Source organism: Nostoc sp. GT001, assembly GCF_030382115.1.
Taxonomy (GTDB): domain Bacteria; phylum Cyanobacteriota; class Cyanobacteriia; order Cyanobacteriales; family Nostocaceae; genus Nostoc.
The window spans coordinates 3558724-3579371 of the sequence record NZ_JAUDRJ010000003.1 but is presented as its reverse complement, the minus strand read 5'-3'; the positions used below and the strand labels follow the sequence as shown (position 1 = coordinate 3579371).

The 20648-nt window shown below is 40.5% G+C and carries 15 protein-coding genes; 10 read left to right on the top strand and 5 right to left on the bottom strand.

What is annotated here, in order from left to right; all coding sequences use genetic code 11:
- Positions 1 to 201: 201 nt before the first annotated feature.
- From QUD05_RS18330 to QUD05_RS18300, 7 genes are all read left to right on the top strand, one after another.
- Positions 202 to 2589, top strand: a complete 2388-nt coding sequence (locus QUD05_RS18330) for a dynamin family protein (protein ID WP_289797327.1) — start codon at positions 202 to 204, stop codon at positions 2587 to 2589.
- Positions 2590 to 2788: 199 nt separating this feature from the next.
- The gene (locus QUD05_RS18325; protein WP_289797326.1) at positions 2789 to 3550 is read left to right on the top strand and encodes a GAF domain-containing protein; all 762 of its coding nucleotides are present in this window, start codon (positions 2789 to 2791) and stop codon (positions 3548 to 3550) included.
- A gap of 16 nt (positions 3551 to 3566) precedes the next feature.
- Entirely contained in the window at positions 3567 to 4787 is a 1221-nt protein-coding gene (locus QUD05_RS18320; RefSeq protein WP_289800002.1) for a sensor histidine kinase, read from the top strand.
- Positions 4788 to 4990: 203 nt separating this feature from the next.
- A complete protein-coding gene (locus QUD05_RS18315) occupies positions 4991 to 6016 on the top strand; it encodes a S66 peptidase family protein (protein ID WP_289797325.1) in 1026 nt (341 codons plus the stop codon).
- A gap of 71 nt (positions 6017 to 6087) precedes the next feature.
- Positions 6088 to 7710 carry an NAD(P)/FAD-dependent oxidoreductase gene (locus QUD05_RS18310; RefSeq protein ID WP_289797324.1) on the top strand — a complete coding sequence of 541 codons (1623 nt, stop codon included), beginning with the start codon at positions 6088 to 6090 and terminating at the stop codon, positions 7708 to 7710.
- A 514-nt stretch (positions 7711 to 8224) separates the two neighbouring features.
- Entirely contained in the window at positions 8225 to 9568 is a 1344-nt protein-coding gene (locus tag QUD05_RS18305) for a TMEM143 family protein (RefSeq protein WP_289797323.1), read from the top strand.
- 229 nt (positions 9569 to 9797) lie between these two features.
- Entirely contained in the window at positions 9798 to 9923 is a 126-nt protein-coding gene (locus tag QUD05_RS18300) for a hypothetical protein (protein ID WP_289797322.1), read from the top strand.
- On the opposite strand, the gene QUD05_RS18295 is transcribed toward QUD05_RS18300, so the two are convergent.
- Together QUD05_RS18295 and QUD05_RS18290 are read right to left on the bottom strand one after the other, a co-directional pair.
- Positions 9909 to 10175 (bottom strand): hypothetical protein, encoded by a 267-nt coding sequence (locus tag QUD05_RS18295; protein WP_069072185.1) that lies wholly within the window; start codon positions 10173 to 10175, stop codon positions 9909 to 9911. The genes QUD05_RS18300 and QUD05_RS18295 overlap by 15 nt on opposite strands.
- Before the next feature lie 239 nt (positions 10176 to 10414).
- Positions 10415 to 11539 (bottom strand): THUMP domain-containing class I SAM-dependent RNA methyltransferase, encoded by a 1125-nt coding sequence (locus QUD05_RS18290; protein WP_289797321.1) that lies wholly within the window; start codon positions 11537 to 11539, stop codon positions 10415 to 10417.
- 275 nt (positions 11540 to 11814) lie between these two features.
- Here QUD05_RS18290 and QUD05_RS18285 point away from each other — a divergent pair, with 275 nt between their 5' ends.
- Positions 11815 to 13206, top strand: coding sequence for a hypothetical protein (locus QUD05_RS18285; RefSeq protein WP_289797320.1), 1392 nt, complete (start codon positions 11815 to 11817; stop codon positions 13204 to 13206).
- 201 nt (positions 13207 to 13407) lie between these two features.
- On the opposite strand, the gene QUD05_RS18280 is transcribed toward QUD05_RS18285, so the two are convergent.
- Positions 13408 to 14295 carry a UTP--glucose-1-phosphate uridylyltransferase gene (locus QUD05_RS18280; protein WP_289797319.1) on the bottom strand — a complete coding sequence of 296 codons (888 nt, stop codon included), beginning with the start codon at positions 14293 to 14295 and terminating at the stop codon, positions 13408 to 13410.
- 10 nt (positions 14296 to 14305) lie between these two features.
- Complete coding sequence (gene hemW / locus QUD05_RS18275) at positions 14306 to 15487, bottom strand: radical SAM family heme chaperone HemW (RefSeq protein WP_289797318.1); 1182 nt, start codon at positions 15485 to 15487, stop codon at positions 14306 to 14308.
- 460 nt (positions 15488 to 15947) lie between these two features.
- Between hemW and QUD05_RS18270 the strand changes: the two genes are divergently transcribed.
- On the top strand, positions 15948 to 17024 hold the full coding sequence (locus tag QUD05_RS18270; protein ID WP_289797317.1) for a PIN/TRAM domain-containing protein: 1077 nt from the start codon (positions 15948 to 15950) through the stop codon (positions 17022 to 17024).
- A 67-nt stretch (positions 17025 to 17091) separates the two neighbouring features.
- Here the strand turns inward: QUD05_RS18270 and QUD05_RS18265 are convergent, their stop codons facing one another.
- Entirely contained in the window at positions 17092 to 17949 is an 858-nt protein-coding gene (locus QUD05_RS18265) for an Rpn family recombination-promoting nuclease/putative transposase (RefSeq protein ID WP_289797316.1), read from the bottom strand.
- A 499-nt stretch (positions 17950 to 18448) separates the two neighbouring features.
- Here QUD05_RS18265 and QUD05_RS18260 point away from each other — a divergent pair, with 499 nt between their 5' ends.
- Positions 18449 to 20398, top strand: a complete 1950-nt coding sequence (locus tag QUD05_RS18260) for an APC family permease (protein ID WP_289797315.1) — start codon at positions 18449 to 18451, stop codon at positions 20396 to 20398.
- Positions 20399 to 20648: the final 250 nt, after the last annotated feature.

Here is a 20648-nt window from a genome sequence, read left to right as displayed (position 1 = left end):
TAACGAGCAACAAAACCCTCATGTAGAGACGCGATTTATCGCGTCTTGAAAAACAAATTATCTACACCCATAATCTTTAACCAAAGCGTATTATATTATAATCTTCAGGGATAAACCACATATAATTCTCAGGAAATTTACTGAACCATCAAGACAATAAATATTACTAATATATAGAGAAATATTGTCAGGATGCTGAATATGTCAGATTTACCGCTTCAGTGCCAAAATTTGAAAGATCGGGTTGAATCTATATTACAACTTTTACAACAAGAACCAACACTACGTTCCCAAGATATTACACATATACGAACTTCTTTAAGTAAGGCGATTTCTCCCAAGTTTGAAGTTGTATTTGCAGGTGCATTTAGTGCTGGGAAATCAATGCTAATAAATGCACTCTTAGAAAGGGAATTACTCTACAGTGCAGAGGGACACGCTACAGGTACAGAATGCAAAATCGAGTATGCAGAAGTAGATAAAGAACGTGTTGTTTTGACGTTTTTAAGTGAAGCAGAGATTCGAGAACAAGTAGCTTCTTTGTGTCAGCAGTTAGGATTTAAGACAGTACCTAATATCAACCAACCTGAGATAATTAACTTGCTACGTCAATATTCTGAAGCAATTATTCAGCAGGAGGGTGGTGAGAGTCAATCAGAACGTGCAAAACAGGCGAAGGCGTTAATGTTGTTGGTAGAGGGATATATAGTGAATAGCGATCGCATCAACACGGTTAATAATGCTACATACTCAATGGAGCAATTTAACTTTTCCAATCTCAAAGAAGCTGCTGGATATGCCCGTCGTGGTAGTAATAGTGCGGTATTGAAGCGGATAGAATATTACTGCAATCATCCTTTGCTACAAGATGGCAATGTAATTATTGACACGCCTGGGATCGACGCACCAGTAGAGAAAGATGCCCAACTAACTTATGCCAAAATTCAACATCCTGATACTTCGGCGGTGGTGTGCGTGCTAAAACCTGCTTCGGCGGGTGACATGACAAAAGAAGAAACCGAACTTTTGGAATTAATGCGGGAGAATGGGGGAGTACGCGATCGCGTTTTCTATGTCTTCAACCGCATCGATGAAACTTGGTATAATACTCAGCTACGGCAACGATTAGACGATTTAATTAGTGGGCAATTTGCTAATTCTAGGAAGGTTTATAAAACCAGTGGATTATTAGGATTTTATGGCAGTCAGATTAAACAGACAAGCCCACAAGATAGATTTGGTTTAGATTCTGTTTTTGCAGAAAGTATTAAAGGTTTAGATGGTAAAGAAGAAACACCACAATTTGTCTATGCGTTTAACAACTACTGTGTAAATTCAGGAAAGCTATCTTCTAGTAAATTCCGTGTCTCTGTTAACGGCTTTGAAACTCCAAATCAAAATTATGTGCGGATTCTGGGAGAGTGGGGAAATGAACTGATAGAACAATTAATTCAAGATAGTGGTACTGAAGAATTTCGCACAGCTATTACTCGTTATCTTACCGAAGAAAAGCGCCCACAATTATTTAAAAATCTTGCTGATGATTTGGAAGATGTTTGTATTAAGCTCAAAAAACATTATCAGAGTATCCAACGCGATTTAGATAGTCAGCCCCAAGAAATTGAGACGATGAAGGCGCAAGAGTTACAACGCCTAAATCAGCAACTCCAGCAAATTGGTAGAGAATTTAGTGAGCATATCACAGAAGAAGTGAACCATGTAATTAATAATTCTTGTGATGCTTTTGAAGCAGATTTTAAGCAATTGCAATCACGAATGATTCGCCGTTTAGATGAATTGCTAGATACTTTTTCTGTAGCTTATGCTTATCGACGTGCAACCATTAGCCATCCTCGCAATGCTACCGCACCTTTAATTGCTATTTTAGTAGAGGCATTTTATTACTTAGCAAATCAATTAGAAGATATTTTGATTGAATCTTCTCAGCAAGTAGTTGCAAATTATTTCCAGCGGTTGATTGAAAAGATTCGCAAGTCAGAATATTATCGCCAACTGTATCGTTTATTAGATAATGATGGTGGAATTGAACAAGAGATCGGGAATTTAGAAAAAGTAGTTACTCAAGCATTAGTTAGTGCAGCTAGTGTAGAGTGCGATCGCTTTGTGCGAGAAAGCCCTAGATTTTACGATGAAGGCACTTTTTCTATATATCAATTTCGCCAAACTTTATCGCAAACTTCTCAAGGTTACGACGCTGAAAGTATCGTGGAAGCAGAACCAGCAATTAGGCAGTTATTGAAGTTAGATTTTGAACCAAAAGTTTCTCATACTATTCGTAAATCTTTCCGTCAAACCATTAATCAAACATTGAAAACTCAATTGATACCAATGGCAAATCAGCAATCAGATGAGATTTTGCAGCAATACCCACAGGCGCGTGCTTATTTGGAGAAAACATTAGAACAAGAAGCTGAAGAAAAAATTGCGAATAATCGGCGATTATTAAATATTGTTGAAGAAAATATTGCAGCATATAATTCAGCAGCATCTAGTATTAATACTTGTTTACAGGCGATGCAATTATATGACAATCTTTTGCCTGTAATTGGTAATACAGATTTGATCTAGAAATCCAGTTTAATTCTTGAAATAAATTACGAGAAAATACGTAGGGGGAAATATATTTAAAAATTTAAATATATTTTATCTGCCCCCTACTTTATCTTTGATTTATAAAAATTCTATTTTCTTAAATTTATTAATATCGAGTTGAATTTAAACCTTTTTTGGGAGAGTATTAGATACACATATAAAATAATTTTTGTTTATGAACTTACATTTGAAGGCATCAAGTAAAACAACTGAGTCAAACACAAACTGGTATAAAGCCGATAATTTATCAATGAATTTCAGCTATCAATCCGCAGTGAATGCACTAGGACAAAAAGCACTCTCAGGGATTGAATTGTCATATTTGTTCCAAGATACAGTTGTTTTAGTAGCTCAAATATTAGATATAAAATATAGTCGAATTTGGCAAGTACTTTCAGATAGTCATTCTTTACGTAAAGTAGCTAGCATTGGAGAGAACTCGTTACAAACAGACTCTTCTGAGATTAATATCATAACTAATCAGCAAGTACAGAAGTTATTGGAGAATACTCAGCCAATTATTCAGATCAACACGTCCTATTGTCAGATAGATGAATTAACTATTCCTTCTCCTTCAGATAGTGTTGCTGGATTGAGTGTGCTAATTCCTGGTGCGGGTAAACCTTTAGGTTTCCTAGAAGTATATGCTACCGAAGCGAGGAATTTTTCTCCAGACGATATTCATTTTTTACAATCCATAACTCATATTTTAGCAACAGCGATTGAACGCAAGCGTTCAGAAGCGTTAATGTACACCCAAAGCCAAATTTTAGAACAAGTGACATTTGGGGTTAACCTATATGAAATTTTTAATAACCTTTGTATTTTGCTAGAGCAAGAATTACCAGGGGCATATTGCTCAATTTTAGTTGTAGATCGAGAAAATCACCGACTGCGGGGAGGAGCTTGCACCAACTTTACCCCAAGAATATGCTAAAGGGGTTGATGGTTTGATGATTGGTGAGTGTTGTGGTTCTTGTGGTACTGCTGCTTATAGAGGAGATTCAGTATTTGCCACTGATATTGCCAATGATGTTTTATGGGCTGATTTTCGAGATTTTGCTCTAAGTTACAATATTAGAGCTTGTTGGTCATCACCTTTTACTTCACAAGCTGGTGAAGTTTTAGGAACATTTGCTATATCTCATAAATTTCCTTGTCATCCTACTCCGCATCATTTAGAAATTCTCAAAACAGCCACCCATATTGCCAGTATTGCAACAGAAACCGTCAGAGCCGCAGAAGCTTTACAAAAGGCTAACAACGAGTTAGAACGAAAAGTTGCAGAACGAACATCTGAATTAAGAAAAGCTTTACTTGACTTACAACAGACACAAGCTCAACTAGTTCACAGTGAAAAAATGTCGAGTTTAGGACAAATGGTAGCAGGTGTTGCCCATGAAATTAATAATCCCATTAGTTTTATTGCTGGTAATATCGAATATGCAAATCGATATATCAATGATTTACTAGATTTAATTGCAGTTTATCAAGAGCAATATCCCCAGTTAAATCCTACTATTGCAGCCAAAATAAAAACTATTGATTTAGAGTACTTGTGTGACGATCTACCTAAGTTAATGGCATCTATGACAGTAGGTAGTGAGCGAATTACAGAAATTGTTCTTGGCTTACGAAACTTCTCACGACTAGATGAAGCAAAAATGAAGTCTGTAGATATTCATGAAGGTATAGATAATACATTAATGATTCTGAATCATCAGTTGACACTACCTAATAATTTACCTGATATCCAGATAGTTAAAGAGTATGGTAAAATCCCGAAAGCTAAGTGTTATGCCAACCAGCTAAATCAGGTTTTTATGAATATTCTCAATAACGCGATTTATGCCTTAAAGGATAATCTGAAACATTGGCAGTCTAAAAATCAGACACCAACTATTAAAATTAAAACTTCACTCATAGATAAAGAGATCGTTTTGATTAGTATTAAAGATAATGGTTGTGGGATGAATTCAGAAATTCAGGAACATATTTTCGATCCTTTCTTCACTACTAAACCTGTTGGTCAAGGAACTGGTTTAGGTTTATCAATCAGTTATCAGATTGTTGTTGAAAAGCACCAGGGTAAGCTCAGTTGTATCTCTGCATTAGGTCAGGGAACGGAATTCCAAATTGAAATTCCTATTCAGATTTTAAGTAGTCAGCAATAACATCGCTTTGGCTCTTTGGGGTTCTGATTTTTGATTTATGCAAGAGGACTAATGATTTACACTTGCCATAACGACTTTGTACAAAACTAGATACTGGGTATTATGGAATTCCAAATAAAAAAATATCCGAAAACTGAAGCAAAAATCTTCTCTATTTCTCCTCGCTCTGTCTTCTTTGCGTCTAGAGTGGTTAGTTGATGGTTATGACTATCAAACGTCGAGAATTTCTTACAACCTGTGGACTTGCCACCTTAGCTACCCAGATACCAACACTTACCGCCCAAGCTAAGCCATCTCTAAACACCATCCGCAAGCCGCCCCGCCTGCAAGCTGGCGATACCGTAGGATTGATAGCCCCTGCGGGTATTGTTGACGCTAAAGACATCGAAGCAGCGCAGAAATTAATATCACAATTAGGCTTAAAAGTCAAGCTAGGGAAGCATATTTTAGATCGTTACGGCTATTTAGCGGGTAAAGACAGCGATCGCGCCCAGGATGTAAACTTGATGTTTAGCGATCGCACCGTAAAAGCAATTATTCCGATGCGTGGTGGTTGGGGCTGCAATCGCATTTTACCCTTACTCAACTATTCGCTGATCCGTTCCCATCCGAAAATTCTCATCGGGTACAGCGATATTACTACCCTGTTGTTGGCAATTAATGCCCGTAGTCAAATGATTACTTTTCATGGGCCAGTTGCCACATCTACCTGGAATCAATTTACAGTGGATTACTTCAAGCGCATCTTATTTAATGGTGAAGCTGTGACTATGCAAAATCTCAATCCTAGCGAAGTACGGGTGGAGACAATAGCATCGGGAAAGGCGAGGGGTAAACTTGTAGGTGGAAACTTATCAGTACTATCAGCAATGGTAGGTTCACCTTACCTACCTTCCTGGAACAAAAGCATTCTGTTTGTGGAAGAAGTTGGCGAGGATGTTTATCGTATAGATAGGATGCTGACGCAGTTAAAAACTGCTGGGATACTGAATCAAATTACTGGTTTTATCTTTGGGCAATGCACTAAATGTAGTCTTGGGGATGAACCATCATTTACATTAATGCAAGTATTGCAACAACACATACTTCCTTTAGGGATTCCTGCTTGGTATGGTTCCATGATTGGTCATATTAAAGATAAATTTACCTTGCCAATTGGTGTAGAAGTGGAAATAGATGCTGAACTTGGCACAATACGAATGTTAGAGGCGGCTGTCAATCTAGTTTGAACCACGAAAATCAGCCGCCCCGCAATGATTTTGATTAAGATTTTGATAGACAGTATGCATTTCTCCTCGCCATGTTACGACTAACAGAAGTAAAGCTCCCGCTTGATCATCCTGAAGATGAGATCAAGTCTGCCATCCTCAAAAAGCTGCAAATCACAGACGAAGATTTGATCAGCTATTCCATCTTCAAGCGTAGCTACGATGCGCGTAAGAAAGGAGATATCACCCTTGTCTATATTCTGGATGTAGAAACGACTCAGGAAACTCATCTACTCAAGCGCCTGAAAAAAGATCCCCATATCATGTCCACGCCAGACATGAGTTATCGCCCAGTAGCACAAGCACCGAGCAATTTGACGATTCGCCCCATCGTGATTGGTACTGGGCCTTGTGGCTTGTTTGCGGGTTTGATGCTGGCGCAAATGGGATTCCGTCCCATCATTTTAGAACGTGGCAAAAAAGTTCGCGATCGCACTGCTGATACTTTTGGCTTTTGGAAGAAAAAATCAGACTTCAACCCCGAATCCAATGCCCAGTTTGGTGAAGGTGGCGCGGGTACATTTTCTGATGGCAAACTCTACAGTCAAGTTAAAGATCCTCAGCATTATGGGCGCAAGGTACTAACCGAACTCGTCAATGCGGGAGCCTCACCAGAAATTCTCTATATCAACAAACCCCATATCGGCACTTTTAAACTGGTGGGAATCGTCCAAAGTATGCGTGCCAAAATCGAATCCCTCGGTGGCGAAATTCGCTTTCAAAGCCGCGTTGAAGATATCAACATCGAAAATGGACAGGTGCGGGGAGTCACCCTCGCCAGTGGCGAATATATCGCCAGCGATTATGTAGTTCTGGCGGTAGGTCACAGCGCCCGCGATACTTTCCAAATGCTATTTGATCGTGGAGTTTACATAGAGCCGAAACCTTTTTCCATCGGCTTTCGGGTCGAACATCCCCAGACTCTCATCGATCAATGTCGTTTTGGCGCTCAAGCTGGTCATAAGCTTTTAGGTGCTGCCGATTATAAACTGGTTCACCACTGCCAAAATGGTCGTTCCGTCTATAGTTTTTGTATGTGTCCGGGGGGCTTGGTAGTTGCAGCTGCATCAGAACCGGGGCGACTTGTCACCAATGGAATGAGCCAATACTCTCGCAATGAGCGCAATGCCAACAGTGCGATCGTTGTGGGTATCACACCCGAAGATTATCCGGGCAATGCGTTAGCGGGAATCGACTTTCAACGGCGCTTAGAAGAACGGGCTTTTGAATTAGGCGGTGGGACTTATGAAGCGCCAGGGCAGTTAGTGGGAGACTTTCTCAACCATCGTCCCTCGACAGCATTGGGCACTGTTAAACCGTCTTATACACCTGGGGTACACTTGGGCGATTTGAGTCAGAGTTTACCAGATTATGCGATCGCAGCCATTCGTGAAGCCCTTCCCGCTTTTGACAAACAAATTAAAGGATTTGCAATGGATGATGCCGTTTTGACTGGAGTGGAAACCCGCACGTCATCACCCATTCGGATTAAACGCAAAGAGGATTATCAGAGTTTGAATACAGTCGGTCTTTACCCGGCTGGAGAAGGTGCGGGATATGCAGGGGGAATTCTCTCGGCGGGTATCGATGGGATTAAGGTGGCGGAGGCGGTGGCTTTAAGTATTTTGAGAAATTTGACATCCTTACCGACCTAAAGGCGCTCTTAAGAAGGAGTAATGAGTAATAAGTAATAAGTAATGAGTAAATACCCATTTTTCATCTACTCATTACTCCTTACTCATTACTTTAAAGCATTGCGTGAAGCACGGGGCTTCTCTACGAGACGCTTCGCGAACAGACCCAAATATGTGGTGAGTTTGTAGTAAGCACTTTAGTGCTTCAAAATCCAGGACTAAAGTCCTTACTACGGACTTATTATTTACCTATTTATCCTGAACTACATTGATATAGCCGTAGTCACATAGGTTAGGACATTTTGAAAACGTGAATACTAGGAATAGTAATAGTTTTACCTTCTGCCTCCTGCCTCCTGCCTTCTGCCTTCTGCCTCCTGGTATACCAAATAAAACCTCTCTGTTCAAGAAAACTTTTCAGACTTACCACGCAAGATACTAAAATTTAATTATCAATGAAAACATAATGTCTGATATTAGCCGTTTTCGTGGGGCTTGGCAAACCCATTAGTTAGATTCCGATTAATCTTTAAACATGATTGTTGACGAAAATCGAGAAGCGTTTATTCCTTATACTCGCAGCGATATTATCAAACTTTGCCTGCAAGACGGTCAGCTAAATTGGGATGATGCCAAAAAATTTCAAGATTTCTGCCAAATACTCACTGCATACTATCACTTTCGCTTCCACAAAACCTTAGAAATTATCAAAGATAACTATGTACCCTTTAACCCTAATGAAGATGTTCAACCAATAACTCCACCAACATTCGAGCAATATGATGAAATGGAGCGCCAGGTAATTGATGCCTTTCAGCATATTGTCGAAAGAGCAAATTATATTCCTTTGCCTGAATCGATTGTCAAACGATCAGTGACAACCAAATCTCTAATTGATTTGAAAACTCAAGTGGATTTTGAGGATTTTGACCGCTTTATTTGTTACTACCGGGGTGATAGTTACAAAAAAATCTTTGTAAAAAAGTTCTTCTTTTGGCAAAAAGAAAAGACTATTGATATCTTGGAACGAATTGTTTTATTAGTCAAATTCAAAGAAGCAGCTTACTTTCGTGCAAAGAAGGACAACATCCAAAATTTGAAATTCGTTCCCGGTAAAATGTATGTTTACTGCTACAAAAATATTCCCAAACTAGATATTGACTTACTCTTTCCCAATGTAGAAACGAGTATGACCTGGAAAGATCGCTTACTATTTGGAATCCCTGCTATTGGGGCAGCCATTCCTTTGGTATTAAGGACTTTGCCGAATTTATTATTGCTGGTTGCTGCAATTTTGCTAGTACTAAATGTGTCATTCCTAATTGAATTATTAAATGTAGAGTTGGATCAAGTTAGAAATTTTATGCCAGTTTTGGTGGCAACTTTATCATTAGCTATATCTTTGGGTGGATTTGCTTTTAAGCAATACACTAATTATAAAAATAAAAAAATTAAATTCCAAAAAAAAGTTACAGATACATTATTTTTCCAGAATTTAGCTAACAATACCAGTGTCTTTCAAATGTTTATTGAATTGGCAGAGGAAGAAGAATGTAAGGAAATTATTCTGGCATACTATCACTTACTTACCAGTCCTACACCCTTAAGCCCTGAACAATTAGATTCTCGCATTGAAACTTGGATGGAGAATAAACTAAGCACAAAGATTAATTTTGATATTCAAGGGCCTCTGAGCAATTTAGAAGCTATTCGTGGCCAAATAATTCCAAATAGCGAAATAACAGACAATGTATCAGAAATCGCTTTACTAACATATAATCAGCAGGGAGAGTGTCAAGTTCTCCCCTTGGATGATGCTAAAGCAGTGATTGATTATGTTTGGGATAATGCCTTTCAATATAACGGGATAATTTTGTAGGCAAACGTACTGATGACTCATACCGATTCTATGTGAGGCTGCGCTTTATCTGTACTGAATTTTATTCAAAAATCATTATGTGGTGTTGCCAATATCAATTCTAATATCAAGCCCCACCTAGATGCTTTCGAGGTAGGGCTTTTGCTTTTAGGGACTTCCAAATAAAAAAATATTCAATTAACTCTTGTGAGGTGGGCGACACGAGAACCCAGTCCATAGGGCGGGCAAGATGCCCACCCCACAATATTGGATAATTTATTTCTTGGAGTTCGCTTATCGCTGGAGTCGAGATGCAATCATGCAATCAAGTGCGATGGCGTACACGATCGCAATGGAAAATTTAGCCGAACGTTAAAGCTGGTTCTTCACAGAAGTTAAATAGGGCTGACTCACTTTCTGATTCATCTTCAAATACAGCAGATATGTACCATTCACAGGGCGAATCATTCGTATATTCAGCCCAAGCAATTGTTACTGTTTCACCCGATGGAATCCCTGAATCACTCAAGGTAAATGAAGCCCAATCTTCATCATCGAGAGATACCCACAACTCTGTAATTGCCTGTTCGGTGTCATTGGTAACAGTAAACGTGAATTGATCTGACATAAATAGCCCCTTAGCTATAAATAAATTGCAGGTTGTCAGTCACCGATTATACTGCCACTTTTTTTAACCGTTGTCATCATAACTGCCAGAATATAGACTAATAAGTAGTTTCAAGCTTTTTTTGGCTAAATTTAAATTTGTTAAAGAGTATTAAAAATATCACAGGTAAGACGCGATGAATAGCCGTCTCTACAAAAGACCGATTATTTGTAGAGACAGCGATTTATCGCGTCTTTGTCTTAATACAACTCATATTTCATTAACTGACAAGGCAGCGCTCCGTTATACACCGCAATCCGCCGCGATGATTTTAGTCCAATCGATTGAGACAGTTCCTTGTTGCCACTGAGTACAAATGCAGTCCAGCCTTTGAAGCGTTGTTTCAATACATCGCCCAAAAGTTTGTAAAATGCCCCTAAATCGCTATCTCGTCCCAGCCGTTCGCCATAAGGTGGATTGCAAAATAAAATGCCACTGTCTGCGGGGGCGACAACATCAGCAAGCTCCATTTGAGAAAACCATACATGGTTATCAACACCGCAGTTTTGAGCATTATTAATCGCTTGCTCAATTATATTTTCATCGCGATCGCTTCCCCAAATAGGTGCGGGAAGGGTATCTAGTTGGCTGTCCTTAGCTTCTTGGAGCAGCTTTTCTAAAAGGGACAAATCAAAATCGAGCCAAGTTTCAAATCCAAAGGACTCACGAAACAGTCCTGGTGCGATATTCAGTGCCTTTAAGCTAGCTTCCAAAGGTAAAGTGCCAGATCCACAGAGAGGATCGTAGAACATCTGGTTTGGTTGCCAACCCGAAAGTTGAATCAGGGCAGCAGCCAGAGATTCCTTGAGAGGGGCTGCTCCCACCGCAGGGCGGTAGCCTCGGCGATGCAGACTATTTCCAGAACTGTCGAGTTTGACGGTACAAAAGTCGCGTTCAATATGAACATTAACCCGCACATCTGGTTCATGAAGCTCTACATTTGAACGCTCGCCTAGATTTTCTTGTTGTTGATCAACGATCGCATTTTTCACCTGGAGAGATGTGAAGTGGCTATGGTTGAGGTGCTGGTTTTTGCCCGTGACATTCACCGCCAGGGTCATATCTGGCGTCAGATAGTTTTGCCAATCGATAGTCTGGATACCGCGATAGAGATCCTTGGCATCAAGGCATGGAAACTCATCAATATTCACCAAGATTCGGAATGGTAGCCTAGCCCAAAGATTGACGCGATAAAGTAAAGTGCGATCGCCCTCAAAGGCTACACCGCAAAAGCCCGGCTCTACGGAATGGGCACCTAGTTGCTCTAACTCCTGAGCCGCGAGGGTTTCTAATCCGCGAGCAACTGTTGCAAAATACTGATTCATCCTCTAATCCAAAGCATTATCTTCACTGCTCACCCATTGACGCACTTTAGCTTAACTTATATCTGGTGACATTCTCTCTCGTGAAGTCTGCAACTATAACCTTAAGTAGGGTAGAGGCAGGAGTTAGGACACGGTAAATATTTTTTGAAAGAGATTATATTTTCTTCAGTTTAAGTACTATCTTAAATCAATTAACCTTGCTAATATCAAGCTGAAATAGTATTTAGCCACTTTCCAATACAACCCATCAATAAAAATAATCAGAGGGAAAAACTATGAATTTAGTATCTGATATTGTTCTGCTGCAAGACTTAACATCGTCATCTAATGAGGGTGTAGTCCAGCTTAAAGCCGTACTTCCTGCGACGGTAAATCGCTTAACCAACCCGAAGTTAGCAAAGATATTTGGTAATGACCTGAAATTTGGTATTGCCTCTTTCAAAGATAAGCCACTTGTGCCTTTTGGGGGTTACGCTGACTATGTATATCAACCAGAAGTCGCTTTGACAAATAATGTCACAACAATTAAAGACAAAATCTTTGGCTTTGAAGCTTTTGGTGGCAATGATGGGCCAGAATCACAATTATTTGCACTCTTGTTCGCAGCTTTAGATAACGGCAGTCTTGGTTTCAGAGTAGGTTCATTTCGTGTTGTGATCATAGCCACCGATAGTATTTATCACGTTGTTGACGATCGCGCAGCAGTTAGGTCAGATAGTATTGGCAATAATGGAGATGCGATAGCTGATGCTTTTGAAGATTATCCACTGGTCGGACAAGTAAAAACTGCGCTAGAGGCAAATAACATTATTCCAATTTTTCTAACTACGAGTAATGTTGCAGCCAATTACGAGACACTAGTTACCCCCTTGAGTCGGGGTGGTGTACTGACTGTTGGTTCTACAAGTGAGAATCTTGCTGATCTCATAAAAGAGGCTGTTGCTCGATCCAGAAATGCCATCGGTACTGATGTCGCTACAACCAAGGGAAACGATACCTTTAGTGGGGCAAATTTTTCGGCTGGCAATAAGGTTATTTTTGCTGGGGATGGTTATGACAGTATTTCGCTTTCTGGTGTTGTTGGTAATCATTACATTGATGGGGGGGCAGGTATTGACACTCTTGTTGGTGGATCTGGTGCAGACATCATAGATGGGGGTAGTGATAACGACAACCTTCTGGGGGGCAACGGTGATGATATTCTTTTTGGCAGTAGTGGAAAAGATATTCTGATCGGCAACACAGGCAACGATTACCTACAGGGAGATAGTGGGGACGACTTACTAACAGGAGGCGCTGGTTCAGATAAGTTCGCATTTGCAACAGGATCAAAGTTTAATATTAGAGAACTCGGAGTTGATACTATTAGTGACTTCACTCTTGAGGAAGACAAGATCCAACTATCTAAATCTACCTTTACTGCTCTAACTAACTCAGTCTTCCCGACTCAATTAAATTCCGCAGACTTTGCCACAGTGACGAACAATACCTTAGCTGTAAGTAGTAGTGCGGTTATTGTTTATAATAGCGCAAATGGTAGTCTCTTTTATAACCCTAATGGTTCGGCGGATGGTTTTGCTGAGATTAATTCTGGAGGTAAATTTGCACAATTGGATGCTACCTCTTTTCCTGCTCTAACTACCGCTAGTTTTGAGGTAGTTTTGTAAGGTTTGTGTCTGATTTTGAGTCCTGCATTTTGTAACTCATCTACCTGAAAACTGCTTTAACAAAAAAAGGAGGCTATCACCAGGAGCAAATTAAACGGTATAGTTTCAAGATGCCTCTGCTTACCTCAATAGATTACTATCTGTTTGAACCATCTTAAAAAGTGAGATCCTCCCAGACAAATGAATTGAACCGAGATTAATCTATATTTTTCTAAAATCAATCATTGTCTGACGATAAGCATCTGGCAAACCGGTATCAAAACACTTGCCTTTTACAACATATCCTGTCATTCCCTCTTTTTGACGCAATTTTTCTAGACAAGATGTTAACTGAAATTCACCTCGTTCTCGGAAATTTTGGTTGATATGTTCTGCTAGAAAGTCAAAAATTTTCGGCGTTAGTAAATATAAGCCAAATATACCTAAAAAATCATTTTCTGACATTCCCTCTACACGTAAATGCTGTTTTGCATACTCTATAGTCGGTTTTTCATAGAGTTGTGTAACTGACAAAATCGAGTTTAAATCTTGCCAAACTCCTGTTATACATCCAGCTTTATGAATAATTTCTGCTGGCATTGTAGTTAAGCCAATAACGTTTTGATTAACTTGTTCGTAAACATCTAAAACTTGACTAGTACAAGATTTTTCAATATCAGATGCATAAATGTGGTCGCCCAACATCAGCAAAAATGGCTCATTTTGTACCCAATCCTTGGCACAAAATACCGCATGACCATAGCCTAATTGTTCCTCTTGTAACAAAATGGTAATTCTGCTACCTAAATCTTCGAGATATCGGCTGTATTCTTGATTTTGTGGTGAAAGTTTTTCTAAAAGTTCTTTTTTGGGTGGGTTTTTCAAGAAATCTGCAAATATTTCTTTGTCATCTGGCTGCACCACAATTCCTACTTCTGTAATTCCAGCACTAATTGCCTCTTCAATAATTGCGAGAATCACAGGTTTTGCCCTACCATCTCGATCGATAATCGGGAAAAGTTCTTTTTTGACAACTTTAGTAGCTGGAAACAAACGAGTACCGAAACCAGCTACCGGAATCACAGCTTTTCTAACTTTATTTTTTTGCATAAACAATTCCTCACCCCAATTTCTCAAACAATTCCGCCAATACCACATTAGAAAACAAAAACCCTTGGGGATCAATCAAACGCAATCTTCCCTCTGTAATTTCTACCCAACCTTTTTCAAAATACAATTGCAAACACCGACAAATCTCCTCCACCTTCGCTTCGCCAAACGCCTCTACCAACGTCGCCAAACTCAAACCCTCTGCCAAACGCAACCCCAACATTAACGTTTCTAACAATACTTCCTTTGGGGGAGTTACATCACAATCAATTACACCGCCAGCTTGTACCCATTGGTAATACTCCTTAGTTTTGCGCGGACGAGTGAAGCGTTTCCCCTCAACATAACTCGCCGCACCCATACCAAAGCCATAATAAGGGCGGTTTTCCCAATACACTCGATTATGCCGACATTGATGGCCAGGTTGAGCATAATTGGAAATTTCATAATGCTCATAACCTGCACTAGTTAAAACCTGCTGCCCCATCTGGTACATTTTGACTGTGGCTTCATCAGTGGGTAAAGGAGTATCACCAGGTTTGTAGTAACGACCAAAGGCTGTACCTGGTTCAATAGTGAGATCGTAAATGGAAATGTGAGTGGGTGTTATTGCTACGGCTTTTTCTAGGGAATATTGCCATTGATCCAAAGACTGATGCGGCAACCCAGAAATTAAGTCTAAGCTAAATACGGGAATCTCGACTTGGTGGATTAGTTCCACAGCTGCAAAAATATCTTCAACTGAGTGCGATCGCCCCGCCCTTTGTAATAATTCTTCTTGAAAGGCTTGTACGCCCAAACTTACCCGGTTCACGCCTGCACTGCGATAGCCTGCTATGTGGGCTAAATCAAAGGTACCTGGGTCAATTTCCATAGAAATCTCTGCCCCAGACGCAATCCCAAAATGCTTCTCTAGTTCTGTTACTATCCGTTGTAGCTGCTCTATTGAGAGCAACGAAGGAGTACCACCACCGAAGAAAATTGTCTTCAGAGGTTGACCAAATGCTGGTGTCATGGCAATTTCTTGACATAGCACCTCAACATATTGGCAGATAGTACCAGATGTTTCGCCCCGCAAGCGATCGCCCACAACAGACACCGGGAAATCACAATAAAAACACCGCCGTCTGCAAAAGGGAATATGCACATAAGCAGAACTCGCAATTCCAGAAATACTAAATTTTTTACTCATTTTGAGAAAATTTTTAAGTTAACCCAACTGCGAATTAGAGACAATGAAAATGAGGGAAGAATTCAGGAGTCAGGTGGTCACTGAGCGTAGTCGTTCGCGCAGCGTCTCCGATAGGAGAAGTGATTCAGGAGCCAGAATAATTGTAAAATCAAGCGTGTAATAACTTCTTGATTTTATTAAAATTATTAAGTCTGGGTATCAAGGTCTTCTTAATTCTGACTTCTGGATTCTGAATTCTGACTTCTGAATTCTTACAAAATAATTAGTTTATTTACAAGTTTTTGTCGTTTTACAACAAAACAATGAAAAATATTAAGATAAAAGCCTTTGGTTATAATAATTGCAGATATTGTCAGCCTAAACCCTTAGTGTAAGTCAATATTGATTAGTTTATCTTACCGATGAAATAAAAAATACTTAACTTTATCGGTTAACACAGTTGCAGGAAAACAAGACAACCATGCTTGACGCCATTATTATTTTCTCATTTATCCTAGCAGCGTCGGGAATAGGGTTCTACAGCATTGAACTACTACCCAATGGGGCACTAGATCAGGTAACGAATCTAGAAGCTCTACGCTTAGTTGTTGCCGTCTTTGCCGCTATTATTGGTGGTGCGATCGGGCTGAGTTTCCAGACGACATATCGTCGCCTAGAATCACAAGTCAAAGAAATGCCTCTAGAAGTGATTTTAACTCGTGCGATCGGCTTAGTGATTGGGCTATTACTAGCCAACCTGATGCTAGCCCCATTATTTTTGCTCCCTATCCCGGCGGATTTTGGATTTATTAAGCCATTGGTGGCAGTTGTTGGTAGTATTATCCTCTCCGTCACTGGCATGAATTTGGCAGATACCCACGGGCGAGGCTTATTGCGATTCATTAATCCCAACACTGTTGAATCGATGGTAGTGGAAGGAACATTAAAACCAGCCAATACCAAAGTTCTAGATACTAGCTGTATTATTGATGGCCGTATTGAAGCCTTACTAGAAACAGGGTTTCTGGAAGGGCAAATTCTCGTACCGCAATTTGTCTTGCAAGAACTCCAACAAGTAGCGGATGCTAGCAAAGATCAAAAGCGGGTACGGGGAAGGAGAGGACTAGAAATTCTCAACCGTATCAAGGAAGATTATCCTGATCGCATCCTGATTAATACAGTTGACTACGAAGATATTCCCACAGTGGATGCGAAGTTAGTACGCTTTGCCCAAGAAATCAGCGGTACATTGCTAACCAACGACTACAACTTGTCTAAAGTTGCCAGTGTTCAGAAAGTACCTGTTTTGAATGTGAATGATTTAGTGAATGCCGTCCGTCCCAGTTATTTACCTGGCGACAACCTGGATTTAAAAATTCTCAAGGAAGGCAAAGAACCCAGTCAAGGCATTGGCTACCTAGATGACGGCACAATGGTAGTTGTTGAAGAAGGTAGCAGTTATGTGGGTGGTGAACTACGAGTAGTAGTTACCAGTGCTTTACAAACTACAGCAGGAAGAATGATTTTTGCCAAACCCCAAGCTTCAGCATTGGCGTGAAACAATGGGATGTTTGTTCAATTCGAGTGATACTTGGTAATCGGTGCAGGTTAACTGCACCGATTATTTATTGATTGGACTCACTTGCCTGTAAATACTGTAACTGCTCAATTGATAACCCTGTGACTCTGCCTATCTGTTCTAATGGCATACCAGTACTAAATAGATTTCTTGCCACTTCGAGTAACGCTTCAGCCTTACCTTCAGCCTTACCTTCAGCCTTACCTTCAGCCTTGCCTTCAGCCTTACCTTCAGCCCTACCTTCAGCCCTACCTTCAGCCTTACCTTCAGCCTTGCCTTCTTGTAGAATGTCTTGATAAATCGCTGACTCGCGCATAATATCTGACCTCAAAACTCGTTTAATCACCTCTTTATCTAATACTAAACCAGCTAAAATGGCTGTAGAAGCAGCAATATTACTTTGAGCTCTTAATTCTGTAATACCGTTAATTTCCCGTGCCACTTCATTAAGTATAACTTCTGGATCAATTGTACTGCTTAACACAGCCAATGGTAAAAGTCCAGGTGTTCTCAAAAATACTGCTGTCGGTTGTTCCCAAAGTCTGATAACTGCAAATTCATGTCGTGTCCCAGCAATTGTAAATGTATTTTGTTGCACCAAATTTGAATTTGTCTGCTTGAGGTAAATTACGACTTGATGCATTGCTTTGTCTGGAAAGCGGCGATATACTCGCAATCGATAGTCAATCATCCGAAAAGGAATTTCCGCATCGACTTGGGTTTGAAATTCCAAATGCAATATGCTTTGCTCCGACTGCAACAGAATTAGAGCATCAGCCCGAATGGGTTCGAGAGATAATTCTTTTGGACTTAGTTCTGTTAAATTAATAGATTCGCCTAATAACCATGTAGCGAAATCACTGGAGAAGTTCTCAACTAAGAATTTGCAGATATTGTCAAACATCTGAATTAGTGTAGTTGGTGCAGATGGGTTCGCATATTGCTAGGAACCTATCGAACAGATTGACTGTATATTGTGTACGACTATATGTCCATAATTCCATCAAACTCAAGTTTGCGGCTACACAAACAGAGTAATAGATTAATAGTTATACAAACATCATATAACTAAAAGTGACTTTTGTTTTAGGGCTGATTTGTTAATTGCGTACATGCCTCGTTTAGCAGCATCATTTTTTTTGAATTTCTACAGCTTAAAGGTGCTAAGAGTGCAAAAGCGTTAATCCCAAAATATACGGTTGCAGTATTGATTATTCCTATACCAAAACCTGCAACCTTTCTTGATATGGTAGACCACTACGAACAGCTACTATATATTTTGTAAATCGGACAGGATGCTTAACATACAATAATAGTGCTATGCCTTTGTAGTTAAAAATTTTAATAAACCACGAAGGCTTAAAAAAATCACAAAGCCGACTTTTGCAACACAACCGTATTTGATGGCTAAATCAATTGTTTCAACAAAACGGCTCGGTAGCCAGTTAATCCACTGGTTGCTTGAAGAAGACCAACGACGAGAGAAAGAAGGCCCTTACCGGAAAGAAGAACCACATCGCCAGCATTCTTGGTGGCAGGTGATGTGCTTGACTGGTGTAGATTATTTCTCGACCCTTGGCTATCAACCAGGGATTGCAGCACTAGCGGCTGGCGCTCTTTCTCCTATAGCTACCCTGGTTCTGGTTTTGCTGACGCTCTTTGGAGCGTTGCCAATTTATCGGCGCATTGCTGCCGAAAGCCCTCATGGTGAAGGGTCGATCGCAATGTTAGAGCGTTTACTTTCCTGGTGGCAAGGCAAATTACTTGTACTGTGCTTACTTGGCTTTGTGGCAACTGACTTTATTATTACCATTACCTTGTCAGCAGCTGATGCCACAGCCCATATCATCGAAAATCCGCTGACACCAATTTGGCTTCACAATCAGCCGATCGCAGTTACCCTGATATTAGTTGCATTACTAGGTGCAGTTTTCTTGAGAGGTTTCCGAGAAGCCATTGGGATTGCAGTAGTTTTGGTGGGAGCTTATCTGCTGTTAAACTTCCTTGTCGTTGGTGTCGGTGTGTACCAAATATTAACTCACACAGAAGCGATCGCTAACTGGCAAACTGCACTTTTTGCACGCCATTCCAATCCTTTGATCCTAATCGGTATCGCTCTCCTCATCTTCCCCAAACTCGCACTGGGATTGTCAGGTTTTGAGACTGGTGTTACCGTTATGCCTCTAGTTAAAGGTAGCAGTAACAGCACTCCGCAACATCCCAAAGGGCGGATTCGGAATACACGCAAGCTGCTCACCACTGCTGCTCTGATTATGAGCTTCTTTCTGCTTACCACCAGCTTTATAACCACTCTACTGATTCCAGCCGCAGAATTTGCATCGGGGGGCAAAGCCAACGGACGGGCCCTTGCTTATTTAGCACATTTGTATTTAGGCAATGGCTTTGGCACAATTTACGATTTAAGTACTATTTCTATTTTGTGGTTTGCAGGTGCATCTGCAATGGCAGGGCTGTTGAATATCGTGCCTCGCTACCTACCGCGCTATGGTATGGCACCCAATTGGGCACGGGCAACGCGACCTTTGGTGTTAGTCTACACAGCGATCGCTTTTGTTGTCACAATTATCTTCAAAGCAAGTGTAGAAGCCCAAGGTGGGGCTTACGCAACTGGTGTGCTGGTGTTAATTACCTCAGCCGCCTTTGCTGTAACCTTGTCAGCCCATCGCCACAGACAGAAGCGGGCCAGACTCGTTTTTGGCATCATTACACTGTTATTTTTATATACCACCATTGTCAATATCATCGAAAGACCAGAAGGCATTAGGATTGCTGGGTTCTTTATCGGTGCGATCATTTTTACCTCGCTGGTTTCTCGTGTTTGGCGTTCAACGGAACTCCGAGCAGAGCGAATTGAAGTTGACGAACTTGCTAGCCAATTCCTTGCCCAAGATAGCCAGGGAACAATACGACTGATTGCAAATCGATTGAATACAGGCGATGTTCTAGAGTATTTTATGAAAGAGAAAGAGGTACGCGAAGACAACCATATTCCAGCCAACGATCCAATTCTGTTTTTAGAAATTCATGTATCCGATGCTTCGGAATTTGCGGATGTGATCGTAGTCAAAGGGGTACAAGTTGGTGACTATCGCATCCTCCGGGCTGAAAGTGCAGCAGTACCGAATGCGATCGCAGCTTTACTACTTTACATTCGCGACCAAACAGGTAAGATTCCCCATGCTTACTTCGGCTGGGCTGAGGGAAATCCCATACAATACCTATTGCGTTTTATCTTGTTTGGCGAAGGTGACATTGCTGTAGTTACCCGTGAAGTACTGCGTAGGGCTGAAAAGAATCCCCACATACGACCTGCTATTCATGTTGGGGGTTGATTTAGGAGTAATGAGTAATGAGTAATGAGTAATGAGTTTAATTTTCTGCGTAAGTTCCCTAAGTCTATAAGATTTAAGAGTGCTGTTAGCGATAGCGGGGCGTTGAGTCAGTACTGAGTGCGATATATTACTTTTTGTGCTCAGAAATCGTTACTCAGCACTCAGCACTATTTCGCCGCTCAATACCTCAAGTTGGAAGAAATTGCTTTAAAATTTATGTAAATATGAGCCGCTCAATCTGAGATTAACT